This window comes from Snodgrassella sp. W8135, from assembly GCF_016101225.1.
Taxonomy (GTDB): domain Bacteria; phylum Pseudomonadota; class Gammaproteobacteria; order Burkholderiales; family Neisseriaceae; genus Snodgrassella; species Snodgrassella alvi.
Genome location: NZ_JACFQX010000002.1, coordinates 18,558 through 35,388 on the forward strand (window position 1 = coordinate 18,558; position 16,831 = coordinate 35,388).

Annotated in this window: 21 protein-coding genes; 16 read left to right on the forward strand and 5 right to left on the reverse strand. The window is 39.2% G+C overall.

All coding sequences use genetic code 11. The features are described 5' to 3' along the window. The first annotated feature begins 53 nt into the window (after positions 1-53). From H3T75_RS06160 to H3T75_RS06195, 8 genes are all read left to right on the forward strand, one after another. Positions 54-548: a PAAR domain-containing protein gene (locus H3T75_RS06160; protein WP_144235862.1), complete on the forward strand. Its 495-nt coding sequence runs from the start codon at positions 54-56 to the stop codon at positions 546-548. A 2-nt stretch (positions 549-550) separates the two neighbouring features. Continuing rightward, the gene (locus tag H3T75_RS06165; RefSeq protein WP_198211296.1) at positions 551-1,486 is read left to right on the forward strand and encodes a DUF6402 family protein; all 936 of its coding nucleotides are present in this window, start codon (positions 551-553) and stop codon (positions 1,484-1,486) included. Between the two features lie 221 nt (positions 1,487-1,707). Continuing rightward, positions 1,708-2,121 (forward strand): DUF6201 family protein, encoded by a 414-nt coding sequence (locus tag H3T75_RS06170; protein ID WP_198211297.1) that lies wholly within the window; start codon positions 1,708-1,710, stop codon positions 2,119-2,121. Between the two features lie 70 nt (positions 2,122-2,191). Continuing rightward, the gene (locus H3T75_RS06175) at positions 2,192-2,602 is read left to right on the forward strand and encodes a DUF6201 family protein (protein WP_198211298.1); all 411 of its coding nucleotides are present in this window, start codon (positions 2,192-2,194) and stop codon (positions 2,600-2,602) included. A 324-nt stretch (positions 2,603-2,926) separates the two neighbouring features. Continuing rightward, positions 2,927-3,340 carry a DUF6201 family protein gene (locus H3T75_RS06180; protein WP_198211299.1) on the forward strand — a complete coding sequence of 138 codons (414 nt, stop codon included), beginning with the start codon at positions 2,927-2,929 and terminating at the stop codon, positions 3,338-3,340. A 79-nt stretch (positions 3,341-3,419) separates the two neighbouring features. Beyond that, entirely contained in the window at positions 3,420-3,830 is a 411-nt protein-coding gene (locus H3T75_RS06185) for a DUF6201 family protein (RefSeq protein WP_084554476.1), read from the forward strand. A gap of 325 nt (positions 3,831-4,155) precedes the next feature. Beyond that, positions 4,156-4,569, forward strand: a complete 414-nt coding sequence (locus tag H3T75_RS06190; RefSeq protein ID WP_198211300.1) for a DUF6201 family protein — start codon at positions 4,156-4,158, stop codon at positions 4,567-4,569. 67 nt (positions 4,570-4,636) lie between these two features. Further along, complete coding sequence (locus H3T75_RS06195) at positions 4,637-5,044, forward strand: DUF6201 family protein (protein WP_025331796.1); 408 nt, start codon at positions 4,637-4,639, stop codon at positions 5,042-5,044. Between the two features lie 255 nt (positions 5,045-5,299). Here the strand turns inward: H3T75_RS06195 and H3T75_RS06200 are convergent, their stop codons facing one another. Further along, the gene (locus H3T75_RS06200) at positions 5,300-6,190 is read right to left on the reverse strand and encodes a LysR family transcriptional regulator (protein ID WP_198211301.1); all 891 of its coding nucleotides are present in this window, start codon (positions 6,188-6,190) and stop codon (positions 5,300-5,302) included. A 102-nt stretch (positions 6,191-6,292) separates the two neighbouring features. Here H3T75_RS06200 and H3T75_RS06205 point away from each other — a divergent pair, with 102 nt between their 5' ends. Then, positions 6,293-6,952 (forward strand): NADPH-dependent F420 reductase, encoded by a 660-nt coding sequence (locus H3T75_RS06205; RefSeq protein WP_037392055.1) that lies wholly within the window; start codon positions 6,293-6,295, stop codon positions 6,950-6,952. A gap of 292 nt (positions 6,953-7,244) precedes the next feature. Here the strand turns inward: H3T75_RS06205 and H3T75_RS06210 are convergent, their stop codons facing one another. The 3 genes from H3T75_RS06210 to bioH are packed head-to-tail and all read right to left on the reverse strand — an operon-like array spanning position 7,245 to position 9,708. Further along, positions 7,245-8,135 (reverse strand): patatin-like phospholipase family protein, encoded by an 891-nt coding sequence (locus tag H3T75_RS06210; RefSeq protein ID WP_198211302.1) that lies wholly within the window; start codon positions 8,133-8,135, stop codon positions 7,245-7,247. A 23-nt stretch (positions 8,136-8,158) separates the two neighbouring features. After that, the gene (locus tag H3T75_RS06215) at positions 8,159-8,959 is read right to left on the reverse strand and encodes a methyltransferase domain-containing protein (protein ID WP_198211303.1); all 801 of its coding nucleotides are present in this window, start codon (positions 8,957-8,959) and stop codon (positions 8,159-8,161) included. After that, entirely contained in the window at positions 8,956-9,708 is a 753-nt protein-coding gene (bioH, locus tag H3T75_RS06220; RefSeq protein WP_198211304.1) for a pimeloyl-ACP methyl ester esterase BioH, read from the reverse strand. Before bioH ends, H3T75_RS06215 begins: the two co-directional genes overlap by 4 nt. Here bioH and H3T75_RS10910 point away from each other — a divergent pair. The 7 genes from H3T75_RS10910 (at position 9,707) to H3T75_RS06255 (ending at position 15,673) form a co-directional block, all read left to right on the forward strand. Continuing rightward, a complete protein-coding gene (locus H3T75_RS10910; protein ID WP_232339934.1) occupies positions 9,707-10,417 on the forward strand; it encodes a ComF family protein in 711 nt (236 codons plus the stop codon). The genes bioH and H3T75_RS10910 overlap by 2 nt on opposite strands. A 328-nt stretch (positions 10,418-10,745) precedes the next feature. Next, entirely contained in the window at positions 10,746-11,495 is a 750-nt protein-coding gene (locus H3T75_RS06230) for a septal ring lytic transglycosylase RlpA family protein (protein WP_269146745.1), read from the forward strand. Positions 11,496-11,572: 77 nt separating this feature from the next. Then, complete coding sequence (gene ruvA / locus H3T75_RS06235; RefSeq protein ID WP_198190361.1) at positions 11,573-12,154, forward strand: Holliday junction branch migration protein RuvA; 582 nt, start codon at positions 11,573-11,575, stop codon at positions 12,152-12,154. Between the two features lie 43 nt (positions 12,155-12,197). Next, positions 12,198-12,749: a 5'-3'-deoxyribonucleotidase gene (locus H3T75_RS06240; RefSeq protein WP_198211305.1), complete on the forward strand. Its 552-nt coding sequence runs from the start codon at positions 12,198-12,200 to the stop codon at positions 12,747-12,749. A 44-nt stretch (positions 12,750-12,793) separates the two neighbouring features. Beyond that, positions 12,794-13,408, forward strand: a complete 615-nt coding sequence (locus H3T75_RS06245; protein ID WP_198211306.1) for a Type 1 glutamine amidotransferase-like domain-containing protein — start codon at positions 12,794-12,796, stop codon at positions 13,406-13,408. Between the two features lie 215 nt (positions 13,409-13,623). Continuing rightward, a complete protein-coding gene (gene ftsY, locus H3T75_RS06250; RefSeq protein ID WP_198211307.1) occupies positions 13,624-14,919 on the forward strand; it encodes a signal recognition particle-docking protein FtsY in 1,296 nt (431 codons plus the stop codon). Positions 14,920-15,139: 220 nt separating this feature from the next. Further along, positions 15,140-15,673: a hypothetical protein gene (locus H3T75_RS06255; RefSeq protein ID WP_198211308.1), complete on the forward strand. Its 534-nt coding sequence runs from the start codon at positions 15,140-15,142 to the stop codon at positions 15,671-15,673. A 34-nt stretch (positions 15,674-15,707) separates the two neighbouring features. Here H3T75_RS06255 and H3T75_RS06260 read toward each other — a convergent pair whose 3' ends face one another. Beyond that, on the reverse strand, positions 15,708-16,823 hold the full coding sequence (locus H3T75_RS06260; protein WP_198211309.1) for a hypothetical protein: 1,116 nt from the start codon (positions 16,821-16,823) through the stop codon (positions 15,708-15,710). Positions 16,824-16,831: the final 8 nt, after the last annotated feature.

Genomic DNA, 16,831 nt, shown 5'->3' on the forward strand with positions numbered 1-16,831 from the left:
ATTTTAATTGTCATTTATCTAATGAAAATTTTTTAATTACTTGGGAGATAAAGTTGGCTAAAGGATATTTTTTAAGAGTCGGGGATCGTACGACTTGTGGCGGTAAAATTATCAGTGGTGACAGTATGATCTTATGGCATGGTAGTGCTGCCGCATGGGAGGGCGATTGGGTTACCTGTGGAAGACATAGCGGAACCTACCGTATTACCGGAGGAGTCGTCAATATGTTTAATCCATCAAAAAAATTAGCTGGTTCAATCAGCAGTATCAGTACTTGTCCATGTAAAGCACGCTTAATTCCTTCCATAACTGACAGCTATATTGAAGACAGACTATCTAAATCTGTTAGCAGTATGCCGTATTCCCGCCGCTTTTATATTAAAACCCCGGAAAACGTTAATACTTATGGTGTGGCTTATGCTATCAAAACGGCTTCAGGTATCGTAACGGGAGAATCAAACTGCGATGGACATATGCATACCGTACAAACTTCGCAGCCTGAGCAGATAGAAGTAAGCTATTTAGTTCAAACTGAGATAGGGATGTAATTATGGCAGAATTAAAAACCCACACTATGAAATCAGCACCCAAGACTACTCTGAATGCAGATATTTTTACCTTAGACCAGATTCCTGCTGCTATGGATAAAATGGGCTGGGTAGTTGCAGCACAGCTGATGCGGCACTGGTTTAGCGGAAAACCGGCTAAACCTTTCACTGACAAGACAAAAAACCTTTATGTAAAAGGACCGGCAATAAATATACCGCCAGAACATGTAAATGATTCTATTGTAAAAATGCAATGGGCAATGAAATTTGAACCTGTACAGAAAGCGATTAAAAAATTAAAGGAAGGCTGGGCAAGTGAAAGGGGAATAAAAGAGCTAAAAGGAAGGCTTATTAAAAATAAAGGTAAGCTTGAAAAACTAAATGATGTTAAAATGATTGATACATATTTATATGTAAATTCAACTACAATTGGAAAAGCTGATTATGACCCTTTCGGCTCTTACAGTTTTTCCGGTATTTCCGGTGCCTCCGGCTCCGGCTACAGCTACTATAGTTACTACGGGTCTGGAATGGCCATTAATGATTTTATGGGCGCGATAGGCTTGTCATCATTAAAAATTGTGCCATGTGGTTATCAAACGGTACGTGGCGGAAAAAATGTCTTTATCACTGAAAAAATCGGTTTTTATATAAAAGATACCTATGATTTTCTCGGTACGCAATTTCTGGGTGTCTGGAATAAAAATGAAATGCTTGGTGCTGCAAAGGCGAAAGAATATCTAAACCTTTTTGAATCGAAAAGTTGGAAGCGAATATATGATTTGGCTATGCAAAATTATGCAATGGTTTGGAATAGTGATTTCAGAAAATGGCAGGAAAAGAAAAAAACTGGTATTGATTTTGTAGTTTTTTCGGATGTTTACTGGGATGACCCTTTAGATAAGCATAGAGAAATTCAATTAGATGCTAAAAAATAATTTAGAAATTTTTTCAGCTTTATCTGGTTTGATTTCTATTGATTATTTATAACCATTTCCGCAAAGTTGGAAATTATTTGGTTTGACTATTTCCTGAATAGATATTGATGCCGGATTAAAATTTTCCGGGCGTGATGAAAAATATTTAGCTTTTTAGAAAAAGTGATGGTTATGATGATATTAATATCAATATCAAATTAAACAAAACCATAGGAAATAAAATGAAACATAATATCCATATATTTTTTGAAAATATACTACGCAAAAATGCTGTATTTATAAAAATTATATTAGTGTTAATTATGGTGATGTGGTGGTGGTTTTTCTCGTCCTCCAGTTTTTATGGTGATTTTAATCTATGCGATACAATAAACAGTGATGATCGTGAGTATTACATAAATATGTATCAGCATCTGCCAACAACCCCGCTGGCAGTCTATGAATTGATAAAGGGGGATCGGTATTTTTATGTTTTATATAACAAACAAGGTAAGAAAATTTGGCATTCACCTTATTATGCTTATGAATCCGATCATTTAGTAACTGATTTTGTGCTACCTACTAAAAATAGTAATTCATTTAAATATTATGATGAAGAATGGAAAACAGTTGATATAACAAATAAAATAAATTAAGAATGTAGTAAGAGCATAATCAGTATTAAAGATGAAACCAATCTATAATAAAAGTATGGAGCGACGGATTATGAAAAAAAGTATAAAAATGATAAAAATAATAGGTTTATTTGCTTTTTTCTATTGGCTGTGTCTGTTTTCGTCATCCAGTTTTTACGGAAATTTTAATCTTCATTCAACAGTAAAAAGTGAAGATGGTGAGTACTATGCCAATATATATAAACATCTGCCCACTTCACCAATTTCAATTGTAGAAATATTAGGTGGTAATAAATACTTCGTCGTTTTATACAATAAAAAGGGAGAAGAACTATGGAGATGCTCTTATTTTGAATATCTTAGTAAAGAGGCGATATTATATCAAGAAATTTTTTTTCCTAATAAAACAGGAAATGATTTTCTATTTTTTACAGATCATGGTTTAGAAGGACACGATTTTTCTACAACTATACGTAATCATAAAGTAGTACTAATCAAGTAATTTAAACAGGGTTAGCAAAATTTTTGGATGCAGGATAGGATTAAGTTGATTTAACCCAAAAATCAAACAAGATAAAATATTGAATAATAAAAGCCTCCTTTTTTGCTTGCATATTTCATATCATAACAAATGACAAGAATTTATTTTATACGATAAATATTTGTAGTAAGTTGGAAGTTATTCAGTTTGACTGTTTCCTGAATAGATATTGATGCCGGATTTAAATCTTCCGGATGTGATGAAAAAAATTTAGCTTTTAGAAAAAGTGATGGTTATGATGGTATTAATATCAATATAAAATCAAATAAAATCATAGGAAATATTATGAAACATAATATCCATATATTTTTTGAAAATATACTACGCAAAAATGCTGTATTTATAAAAATTATATTAGTGTTAATTATGGTGATGTGGTGGTGGTTTTTCTCGTCCTCCAGTTTTTATGGTGATTTTAATCTGTCCGGTACAAGAGAAGGTAGAGATGGTGAATATTACATGAATATGTATGAGCATCTGCCAACAACTCCGCTGGCGGTCTATGAATTGATACAGGGGAAGCGATACTTTTATGTTTTATATAACAGACAAGGTAGGAAAATTTGGCATTCACCTTATTATGCTTATGGATACGGTAATTTAGTAACTGATTTTGTGCTACCCACTAAAAATAGTAATTCATTTAAATATTATGATGAAGAATGGAAAACAGTTGATATAACAAATAAAATAAATTAAGTATGCAGTAATATAGAGCACAATCAACATTAAAGATGGAAATAACCAGCCCCATAATAAAAGTATGGGGCGACGGATTATGAAAAAAAGCATAAAAATGATAAAAATAATAGGTTATTTTGTATTTTTCTATTGGCTGTGTCTGTTTTCGTCATCCAGTTTTTACGGAAATTTTAATCTTTATACAACCATAAAAAGTGAAGATGGTGAGTACTATGCCAATATATATAAACATCTACCCACTTCACCAATTTCAATTGTAGAAATATTAGGTGGTAATAAATACTTCGTCGTTTTATATAATAAAAAGGGAGAAGAACTATGGAGATGCTCTTATTTTGAATATCTTAGTGAAGACACGATAATATATCAAGAAATTTTTTTCCCTAATAAAATGGGAAATAATTTTCTATTTTTTACAAATCATGGTATAGAAGGACAAGATTTTTCAAAAACCATACGTAATCATAAATTAGTACCAATCAAGTAATTTAAACCGGGTTAGCAAAATTTTTGGATGCAGGATAGGATTAAGTCCATTTAACTCAAAAATCAAACGAGATAAAATATTAAATAATAAAAGCTCCTTTTTTTGATTGCATATTTCATATCATAACAAATGACAAGAATTTATTTTATACGATAAATATTTATAGTAAGTTGGAGGTTATTCAGTTTGGCTGTTTCCTGAATAGATATCGATGTCGGATTTAAATCTTCTGGGCGTAATGAAAAATATTTAGCTTTTTAGAAAAAGTGATGGTTATGATGATATTAATATCAATATCAAATTAAACAAAACCATAGGAAATAAAATGAAACATAATATCCATATATTTTTTAAAAATATACTACGCAAAAATGCTGTATTTATAAAAATTATATTAGTGCTAATTATGGTGATGTGGTGGTGGTTTTTCTCGTCCTCCAGTTTTTATGGTGATTTTAATCTGTCCAACACAGTAGAAGGAGTGGATGGTGAGTATTACATAAATATGTATCAGCATCTGCCAACAACCCCGCTGGCAGTCTATGAATTGATACAGGGGAAGCGATATTTTTATGTTTTATATAACAAACAGGGTAAGAAAATATGGCGTTCACCTCATTATGCTTATCTAAGCGATGGTGGTATACATTCTTTTATGCTACCGACTAAAAAAATTAATTTATTAAAATATTTTGACGAAGGCAGAAAAATAGTTGATATAACAAATAAAATAAATTAAGTATACGGTAGTATAGTGCACAATCAGCATTAAAAATGGATATAATAAAAGTATGGAGCGACGGATTATGAAAAAAAGTATAAAATGGATAAAAATAATAGGTTTATTTGCTTTTTTCTATTGGCTGTGTCTGTTTTCGTCATCCAGTTTTTACGGAAATTTTAATCTTTATACAACCATAAAAAGTGAAGATGGTGAGTACTATGCCAATATATACAAACATCTGCCCACTTCACCAATTTCAATTATGCAAATATTAGGCGGTAATAAATATTTTATTGTCCTATATAATAAAAAGGGAGAAGAGTTATGGAGAGTATCTTATTTTGAATATATTAGTGAACAAGTAATGTATGAAATGATATCTTTTCCTGATAAAACAAATAATGATTTTATTTGTGCGACAAATCATGGTTTAGAAGGACACGATTTTTCTACAACCATACGTAATCATAAAGTAGTGTCAATCAAGTAATTTAAACTGGATTAGCAAGATTCTTGGATGATTATTTATTTTTGTTTCACTTATAAAAAATCATCTTAGCTTAAGAAGTTTCTTAAATGCAGGGCAGTAAATATAAAAATTAGATTTAACTGATATAGAGAATATACAGGTATCAATAAAGCAATACCAGATGAATCAATCATTAAAATACCGATAAAACCAATTTGTAAATTGTGAAGTTAGATATATTCATTTTGATATCGCTGATATAACAAATAGCAGCAACTAAGACATAGCATTAATCACAAATTCAATAAAAATATTGTGTTTTGACGGCCGTTGTCTGTCGGCTGTATAAAGCAAATGTACTTCTTTTGCCAGTGGTAAAAAATCTTGTAATATGGGGAGTAATTTATTTTGTCTGATGGCATCGCTAAGCATGGATTCGGGCAACATAGTAATACCCAGTCCTTCAATTGCGGCTTTTGCTAATACCAGAGTCTCATTGCTTTGTAATGAACCTGATATAGAAACGTTAACTTTTTTTCCATTTATCATAAATGGCCAAAGGTAATCATTTTTGTTTGGATTCATGTACTGATAAATAAGACAATTGTGCTTCTCTAAATCCTTTGGTACAGACGGAACACCATGCTGAGCCAGATAACTGGGAGAAGCAGCAAAAGTGAGTTGATAGGGTTTTAATTTTCGCGCAATTAAACCTGAATCAGCTAATTGGCCAATACGGAACACAACATCAAAATTGTCCTGAACCAAATCTACATAGCGATCACTTAATTGAATATCAACTTCCACTTTGGGATAGCGTTTCATAAAATTGCTGATTACCGGTATTAAATTGTAATAACCATAGCTTACGGGAGCACTAATTCTTAAATTGCCTTTTGGCTCTTCACTGAATTGTTGTGCAAGTACTTTAGTTGCCTGGATTTCAGCTAAAATAGATAAGCATTTCGGGTAATATTGTTTGCCGAATTCTGTCAGATTTTGTGATCGTGTGGTTCGGTTAAGCAGTTTTAATCCTAAATAATTTTCTAAAAATGCTATGTATTTAGCAATCATTTGCGGTGATGTATTTAATGAAACGGACGCTGTGGCAAAAGAACCGGTTTTTACGGTCAGAATGAATGCTTGCATACATCGGAATAAATTCATATTACCAACCCTCAGTTGTTAATCAATCAATTTTAATTGTATTTATTGCCTTTTAATTTGTACTGATAATACAGCGCACTATTTAGAAAAGGAAATATTACGATGAAAAAGATTGGCATTATCGGAGCAGGATTTATCGGTCAGGCCTGGGCAAAGCTATTTATGCAGGCTGGCTATCAAGTGATGGTGAGTAATTCCAGAGGGAAAAATACATTGTTCAGTGTGGCCAGCAGCATAGGCTGTGAAATTGGAAGCCAGGAAGAAGCTATTGAGTTTGCAGAAATTATTCTGATTGCTATTCCATTTAATAATTATCTGCAACTACCTGCTGAATCAATGAGTAATAAAATAATATTAGATACCATGAACTATTATCCTGATCGCGACGGGCACTGGCCGCAATTAGATAAGCGTGAAATTACAACCAGTGAATTGGTTGCTCAGCATTTTTCGAAATCCAAAGTGGTTAAAGTTTTTAATGCGATTCTGGCAAGAGATGTTATTAAAGATGCCAGACCAAACGATAAATTAAATAGAAGAGCCATTCCTGTGGCAGGCAATGATTTAACTGCTAAACAAACTGTATTTAAAATATTGGATCAGGTCGGTTATGATTTTGTTGATGCCGGCCTGCTGTCTGATAGCTGGCGATTTGAGCGGGCTAAGCCTGCTTATTGTGTTCCGTTAAATATCCGGCAATTACAAGAGGCACTGGAGCAAGCTCAAAGAAATATTGATTTACCTGAAAATTCATGGAAATAAAAAAGTGAATGTTACTAAGATATAAACAGGCTTCATTATTCTGCTATTCTGATTGAATTTGGTAATTAAACAAATTAAAAAGCCCGTAATCATCGGGCTTTTTATAAGTTATATAAATTCAGAAATAGTATTCGATTAGCTTTTTTGCTATCTGCCAGTAATCTGTTCTATGGTTAAAATTCATTAAATCAGCAGTTATTCGGTTTGCAATATTTTAATTAGTATTAACCAGAATAAAAACGCAGACTGCCACACAGGCAGCCTGCACAGATTACTCACTGTTTTATATGGTTTAGTTAACCTGATATTTCGCCAGTGCCGCACGAATTTGCGGTAAGGCTGCTCTGGCAGCCTGTTCACCCAGCCGGATAGCCTGAGTTTTCTGGTCAAAACCGCCTACTGTACCCAGTTTCTGTACCTGAGGACGGATTACGACCTGAGCTTTGCTCAGTTCGCTGTTCAGGGCTGATGCGCTCATGATATTCAGGCTCTGGTCAAGATAAGAAAAAAATCCCTGACTGGTCAGACGTGCCGGTTTAGCAGATATATCTACCGCGATAACTACATTGGCGCCCAGCTGTTTGGCTGCTGTGACCGGTACCGGAGCAACCAGACCGCCATCGACGAAACTTTTATTGCCGATTACTGTGGGCTGAAAAACATTGGGGATACTGGCCGATGCGCGTACTGCCTGTCCGGCATTACCACTGTTGAAAACAGCCATGCGGCCGGTACCGAATTCAGTAGCCACTGCGCCGAAACGGATAGGAAACTGCTGAATCGGTTTATTGCGAACTTTGTTGTTGATGTAATCCTGCAGTTTTTGTCCTTTGATAAAGCCGGATGTAGACAGTACCGGATCAACTAAATCGGTTTTATTCAGTATTTCAGCCTCAAGCTCCAGCCTGTCCGGACTCATACCGGAAGCATACATGCTGCCAACCAGCGCACCTGCACTGGTACCGGTAACAACCCGTACCGGAATATGGTTTTCCTGTAAGACTTTAATTACCCCTATATGCGCAAAGCCTTTAGAAACTCCGCCACCAAGTGCCAGCCCGATAACAGCGCGAGGTTTGGCCGGAGCAGGAGGGGTAACCGGTGTGGTGTTTTTGCAGGCAGTGATGGTAACGGATGTAGTAATAATAAGTATGCTATTACGCAATAATGCCGAGAATTTCATATTATATTAATAATGTTCGGATTCTATGTTGTAGATGAGGGATAAAATTGTACTGGTGCTGTATTGTCGGGCAGTACCTGTTTTTTAACACCGTGTCCGTACACCAGCTCAAGTGTAACATTTTGAATATCATTGCTCTGCCATGCATTAGCCAGAATACGAACTGCATCAATTTCACTGTTAAATTCCAGACTTTGCCATAGTCCGGCTGTGCGCATGTCATCAATAAAGCGCTCTGCATTGGTGTATTGCAGAGTCAGCATATCCATGTCTGTTACCGGATCATAAAAACCGTGCTGAAACAGCATGTCCCCAAGATCGTGCATATCGATCAGATTCGGTGTTTTCACTACTATACCCTCTGTACGCCAAAGTGTCATGACTTCTTTCAGGGTATCCGGACCAAAGTGGCTGAAAAAAAGCAAACCATCCGGTTTCAAAGCTCCGGCCCAGTTTCTGATAACAGCCACGGGATCATTCTGGTGAATCAGACCAAGGTTACTCCAGACCATATCAGCAGACTGGTTGCCGGGAAGCTGGTCGGAAACGGTTTGTGCTGGCAGATTGCTATGGAGTTTTTGCCACCAGTTTTGCTTGGCTTTGCGAATAATCTGTGCTGCCTGTAAATAAGCCTCGCGACTGTCATACTCCTGAAAATGCGCATGCGGATAACGCATGCTGAGCAAACGGTAACTTTCATCACCGTCTGCTGCTGCGAGGATAATCTGTTCCGGCGGTTGTTTCAGAATACACAGACGTTCATCCAGCGTAGCGGCCAGATGTGCATGGAGAAACCAGTCTGGCTTGTGTGGCAGAGTTGTCATGTGTGTCGCTCCCAAAATTGGCACAGTGCACGGGCAAATTGATCAGGATGGCTTAAAAACGGTGTATGTGCAGCCTGTGGCAGGAGGCACCATTCGCTTTGCGGCAGCCGCTGATGAATGTATTCACCCATACGTAGCGGAGTAATGGCATCGCGATCACCATAAACCAATAATACCGGACAGTTTATGCTACTGAGTAAAGGGCGTAAATCAGCCTGTTCTAACGCATGCAAAGCCGCGTTAAGAGCAGCAGGCGGCCCATACTGACAAATAGCCGGTATCAGGCTGTTAACACTGGTTTGTACTGAAGTGTCTGCATACAGCATCTGCAAATGTAGAAACTGCTGCATGTATTTGGGATAATCTTCACGAAATTTATCGGCCATAATATTGAGGCTGGTACGTTTCAGCCCTTGCGGATAATCGCTGTCGGCCAGCAGTCTGACCAGACTGGCAGTCAGACACAGTGTGGCTACTTTCTCCGGATAGCGGGCAGCCAGAGTCAGTGCCACCATCCCGCCCAGTGACCAGCCAAGCAGATGTGCAGGAGCCGTAAGCTGTGCGGCCAGCTGGTCTGCAATACTGTCTATACTGAAATTACCGTTAAACGGTGCACAGCCATGCCCGGGCAGGTCCGGGGTATACCAGTTTTGTTGCCATGGGGCTGGCAGATATGCCTGTAAAGGGTCGAATATATGGTGGTTAGCGCCCCAGCCATGTATCAATAACGTTTGCGAAGGTGTGATCATGAGTATAACTTCATTGCTTACTTCATTCTGGCACGCCTGCATCGGCGCACCGCACTGTTTATTATGCCACGATTGTGCGGATGTCTCAGGTTTGTGCCGGGCATGCCATCAGGATATGGCCGCTTTGCGGCGTACTGATACTGATATCTGTCTGCGTTGCCGTGCCGGCGGGCTGACAGCCGGAGTGTGTGAACAGTGCGGCCAGAAGTGGCCTTTTACAACTTTATATGCCAGTTACCGTTATGCTGCACCATTACAGCAAATGCTGCGTGCATTTAAGCATCAGCGGCAGCTTGCTTTACTGGATACGCTGGCAGCACTGATGCTGGCACAGCCGCCGCAGTGGCTGGAGAAGGTAAAAATAGATGCTGTACTGGCTATGCCGCTGAGCCGCAGGCGCCTGTTTGAGCGTGGTTTCAATCAGAGCCAGTTACTGGCTGCAATCATTGCCAGACACTATACCTTGCCGATAGTGACACCAGACTGGATAGAGCGTAATCACCGGCCACCGCAATCAACTTTAAAAAAATCAGCACGTTTGCATAATGTACGCGGTGTATTTCGCCTTAATAGCGCAGTTAAAAAACGTAACTTGTTGTTAATAGATGATGTTGTGACCACCGGCGCAACAATTTTCGAATTGGCTCAGACCCTTAAGAAATCAGGTGTTGCGCAGGTTTATGTCTGGACACTCGCACATCCGGAATGAAAAAATCTTTGACAGACTGAAGTCTGTTTGGCATAGTGTCGCCCAGTTAAATAACTGATTCAATTGTTAACTGCGTTACAACCAAGGCGATTTTGCCGGTTAGTAAGCAATTTTCAGAACCCGCCAGTGTGCTGTTTTAATCACCGCCGGTGTTTGTTCTTGCCAATTGAGGCACCAGCCTCTTCTGCCACATTTTAAAAGTGGCCGCCACTGTTTTTTGCTGTCTTAGTAGAAATTCAGTCTTTACCGGACTATGTATTGTTTACCCGCAAATGGTAATTGCGTGTCTGGTTTTTGCGTCTTTTACTCAAAGAAACGGAAATACGGTTTGATCAGAATTAAATTGTTATTTATTAGTGTTGCCATGGTACTTGGATTGAGTGCGGCATATGCCGGACCATCAGGTAATTTGTCTGCACCAGTTTATCATCCCAAAAAATCAGTATCTAATCTTACAGTAGTACCCGCAGAGCATCTGCATAAAACAGCTAATCTTAGCTATCAGGTAGCGGGCAAACGTTATTATCCGCTACAAAAAGTGGCCAGTTTCAGTCAGGTAGGTAAAGCTTCCTACTATGGCAAAAATTTTCATGGCCGTAAAACTTCATCAGGCGAGCGCTTTGACAGCCAGATGCTGACCGCCGCCCATCCGACTTTACCTATCCCCAGTTATGCACGGGTAACCAACCTGTCCAATGGAAAGACAGTGGTTGTGCGTATTAATGATCGTGGTCCCTTTCATGCTAACCGGGTAATGGATGTATCCTATGCTGCCGCACAGCAGTTAGGTTTTGTACGTGCCGGTACTGCTCAGGTACGGGTAGAGCAGATTCTGCCCGGAGAGCGTCTGCAACCGGCAGGTACCAGTGGTAATATTTACGTGGATCTGCAGAAATTTGACAGTAAGGAGCAGGCTCAGAAATATCTGAAAACCACTTCACGTCATTTACAGAGTGCAGGAAGCGAACAGCAGGCTAAGCTTGTGAAAGTTCAAAACAGCTATGTTGTCCGCATGGGTCCGTTTAAACAGCAGCAGCGTGCCGATGAGGCCAAAAAATCAATGCTGACTGTATTGTAAAATTGCTCAAGCTCAGAAAAAAGCCCGTGATATGATGCACGGGCTTTTATATATCTGGCTGTTGGGAAGGGAATATCATGATTAGCCGTTTACGCGGAATCATATTGGAAAAAAATCCGCCGGTAGTGGTACTGGATGTTCATGGCGTAGGCTATGAAGCTCAGGTTTCCATGCAAACCTTTTATACTTTACCGGCCGCAGGTGAAGAAACTGCACTGTATACTCAGCTGGTCGTACGTGAAGATGCTCATCTGCTATTTGGTTTCGGCTCCCGCGAAGAACGGGAAACATTCCGTGCATTAGTAAAAGTAAGCGGTATCGGAGCCAAAATTGCTCTGGGTATTTTATCCGCACTGACCAGTGAGGAGCTGGCTGCCGCTATTGCTACTGAAGATATTAAACGCCTGACAGCTGCACCAGGCATCGGTAAAAAAACCGCCGAACGCATGGTACTGGAATTGCGTGGCAAACTTGCCGCCGCCAGTGATGATGCTACCGGTTTGTTTACACAGAATACAGCCGGTAATAACGAAGATATTATTAATACATTGCTTGCTTTAGGCTATACCGATAAAGAAGCCCGTACTGCCTGTAAAAATATACCGGCAGGTACAGACGTCAGTGAAGGTGTACGGCTGGCTTTAAAAAACATGCTATAAATTAATTTGCTTTATAATCATATACGCCACCACGGGAATTTGTATGGCATCTAAATTGATTTTGCTGGATCAGGATGGTGTTCTGGCCGACTTTGAGCAGGGAGTAAGACAACTATGGCAGCAAACCTATCAGCAACCGCTGCCTCTCAAAGAACGCAGACATTTTTACCTGCGTGATGATATGGCTCCCGAATTTCACCGCCAACTGGCGCAAATTTATAGCAGTAAAGGTTTTTTTGCTTCATTACCGCCTATGCAGCATGGTATTTCAGCAGCTAAGCGCCTGCTGCAGGCCGGCCATGATGTGCGTATTTGTACCTCGCCTATACAGGATTATCACTATTGTGTATCTGAAAAATTTGACTGGGTGTGCGAGCATCTGGGTGAAGACTGGATGCAGCGCATAATTCTGGCCAAAGATAAAACCTGGGTACGCGGCGATATTCTGATTGATGATAAACCTCAGATAAGCGGCAGTCTGGTGCCGCAATGGCAACACTGGATTTATGATCAGCCCTATAATCGACATCAGACTGAATTATATCGGATAAACTGGGAACAACCGGAAACATGGTCTGAATTACTAAATAATTAAGTTCGGTGACCGGACTATATAAAACAGAGAGGCTGGAAACTACAATGCAAACGATTTTTTTAACATCTTATATTGCCGGAACCGGTCAAAAGCTAGCCGATTTTATGCAGAACAATAAAATTAATAGCAAGCGTGTCCTGTTTATTCCTACAGCCGGTAATGTTGAAGGCTACACAAAATATATAGATGAAGGTAAATCAGTATTAACACAGCTTGGATTTAAACTTGATTTACTGGATATTGCCACAGCGGATATCCGCCAGTGCCATACTGCTTTTTCAGCAGCAGAAATCATTTGTATAACCGGCGGTAATACATTTTATTTATTGCAGGAACTGAAAAGAAAAAATCTTGACCGGCTGCTTGCTCAAAGAATTGCTGAAGGCTGCGTTTATATTGGGGAATCTGCCGGTGCAATTATTCTGGCAGCAGACATAGAATATAATAAAATAATGGATGACAGCAGCCTGGCTCCGGAACTGAACAATTATACTGGATTAAACTGCATCGATTTTTATCCTCTGCCGCATTATATTGACGAACCTTTTGTCCAGTCAGCCCGGCAAACCTATGCAGAATATAGTAAACGTTTGAATTTGGTAACTTTTAATAACTCTCAGTCTATTGTTGTTATTAATCATAATTATGTGGTGGTGTAAATTCAGAGCTGTCAATACGCAGCCAGCCCAGTTTGTTCTGTCTGATTTTTAGCCTATACAGAAGTATTTTAAGGCAAAACTATCTGAATAAAATAAATAATAGTATCGCAGCACATTATCAAATAAACCTCTGTAAGCTACAATAGCACAATTATTCCAATGCCAAAGATCGGTTGTGATTCAGCTTTGGCCTTATATCGTATTCAGGAAAGCCCATGTTTGGATTTTTTAAACGAAAAAAAAATACTGAGCCAGTTGCTGAAAAGCCCGTACCGGCCCCTCACCAGCAGGAAAACTCAGAACAATTACAGAATATAGCTGATGATTCTGCTCAGACTGAAGCAATACCGCAGCCTGAACCGGCTATCAGTGATCCTGTTGCAGAAAAAACTGAGCAGGCAGACACCGCTCCCGTTCAACCACAGGCCGAAACAGAACAAGATATTATTGTACCCACAGCAGTAGATGAACCGGCAGCCATTGCTGTAACAGACGATACTGCCTCACCCGTTCAGACACCTGTCGCTAGTGAAAACACAGTTGTGATAGCTGCTGAGCCAGATACAGTGAGTGAGCAGACAGAAAAACCGGCTAAACTGAGCTGGGCTGCACGACTAAAACAGGGGCTGAGCAAATCCCGCAATCAAATGGCCAAATCTCTGGCTTCTGTATTTGGCGGCGGTAAAATCGACGAAGATTTGTATGAAGAACTGGAAACCGTATTGCTTACCAGTGATATGGGAATTGAAGCCACAGAAAAACTGCTGGCACAGGTGCGCCAGCGGGTTACCCTGAAAGGGCTGAAAAACGGAGATGAGCTGCGCAGTGCTCTGAAAGATGCTCTGTATGAATTACTGTTGCCGCTGGATCAGCCACTGATTTTACCGGATGATAAAAAGCCCTTTGTGATTATGATGGCCGGTGTGAACGGTGCCGGTAAAACTACCAGTATCGGTAAATTGGCGAAATATTTTCAAAGTCAGGGTAAAAGCGTGCTGCTGGCTGCCGGCGATACCTTTCGTGCAGCAGCCCGCGAACAATTGCAGCAATGGGGTGAACGCAATAATGTCACCGTGATTGCTCAGGCTTCCGGCGACTCAGCAGCAGTCTGTTATGATGCTCTGGAGGCGGCCAAAGCACGCGGTATTGATGTGGTACTGGCAGACACTGCCGGTCGCCTGCCTACTCAGCTGCATCTGATGGAAGAAATCAAAAAAGTAAAACGCGTTCTGCAAAAATCCTTACCTGATGCTCCGCATGAAGTTATGCTGGTACTGGATGCCAATGTGGGTCAGAATGCCATCAATCAGGTTGTAGCCTTTGATGATGCGCTAGGATTAACCGGTCTGATTGTTTCCAAACTGGATGGTACAGCCAAAGGCGGTATACTCGCGGCACTGGCAGCCAAGCGACCGGTTCCGGTACGCTTTATCGGCGTGGGTGAAGGTATTGATGATTTACGCCCGTTTGATGCCCGGGCATTTGTAGATGCATTAATTGAGGATGAATAATAAAATGTCAGATAAAAGCCGGCTATAAGAATGAATAGACGGCTTTTTACTGTTTCAGTATAAACGGATGTTTTCGAGAAAGTATAATTATAGAAATAGCAGCCGGAACATTGACCAGAATATATCGGAAATGCTTTAAGAATTAATTAGTCTTACCATACAAAATTATTGACATTAAAATAAATTAATAAAGCAGCTGATTATTAAAGTGGAGATACAAATGGCCGAAAATGAAACTAGATTAAACAGCAATTTATTCAAACAACATCAGAAGTTTGGTTTCGATATCATGGAGTATCTGGCTGACTTTTTTGAAAAAGCGGAGTTAGAAGAAATTGATGAGCAGGCCGTAGACAGTGTAGATGGTTGTTATCAGCAACTAACTTTTCCTGATCAGTCTTCTATTCGTTATACATCCTGGAATAATGGACAGCCATTTTACATTATTTTATTTAACTCACGTGATAATTATATTTTTCAACTGGATTTATCCAGACTGGTTTGTATCGAAGACAGATTTACCTGGTATCTGGCCAAGCCGGTTAATCAGAAGTCAAGAGAAGTGTTAGCAGCACATCTGGACTTGGTACAGATTCCTTCTGATTATATAGCGTGGGTAAATCATCAGAAAATGATGTTAAAACAAGGTGAAAAGATTAATAGGGAAGGATTTTTACTGGCAGAAGATAGTAACTGGAAAGAATTAGTTGAAAAACTGGCTGCTCTTATTCAGGTTTATCCAAAAAATACGTGATTAGCGGATAGGTAATCAGGGTAGATAATCTAAATCATTTATTATTGGTAAGTGTACAATTACACTGACTTAATAAACGCAGAAGATTTTTTCTGATCAGACTGGAATCATCCTGTAAATTGATGGTAGAAAATCTGATTGTGTGGTTTTGAATAATGACATATTCATTTATATTCCCATCAATAGCCGGATACAGTAACATCCCGGTTGCGTGACAAGATGGGGTATCAGCAGTGTTTTCCTGACTTCTCAGGTAGGCATAAAGCTGATAAATATGTGCACTTTTAAACTTTTTGCTATTATTAGAACCTGATTGCCGAACAATAGAGGTACATTTTGTATCGATAATCATACGATGCTGGCAGGCTGAGTGTTCAATAATTAAATCTGTTCGCATTTGGGGCAGAAATTTATTTATATTGTTACTTGCAGACTTCTGCTGCCAGAATAACTTTTCACCGGAACTGATTTTCCATCTGCTGGCTGGCAGATTAACCCGGGCAAAGCCTATTGTAGCCTCTTCAAATAATTGCCGTAACCAAGTATCAGTTTTATTAATCTGTTCGGCCGATTGTACGCCGGCCTGTTCTGTCGGAATAGCCATCTTAAAAATAAGACGGCATAAGGTGAGTAAATATCTATCCTGTGTGCCGGCCCGATCAAAATAGTCAGCTCTGAAATCATAGTGAGTTGACTGGCCTATTTTCAGTGTATTAAAGTGGCTGATAATTTTCTGACATCGGATTTTTAATTTTTTATCCTCTATCAGAGGCAATAAAGTGTGAGCGGCTGCATGAATATAGCGGTTTTTTGGTGTATCAATAGTTAAAACCTCAAACTGACATTGTATTCTGCCCTTTTCCAGTAAATGCTGTCGTACTGTAGCAAGAATATCTATTTTTCCTCTGACACGATTCAGTATTTGCGTCTGTTGTATATATCCGCAGGATAATGATCGCATGAGTTTTTCGGTAGCCTTACAATACAATTCGGCAGCCAGCTTAATCAGATCTTCAGGATTATTTTCCAATTGAATCCGTTGCTGTTTACCCAAAGTCTGGTAAAAATCAGAAGCATAAAGTAACAGTAACCAAATATTTTTAATCGGTATAATAGCTACTGTAGTACTGGTTTCCTGCTTATTAGACATATATATTT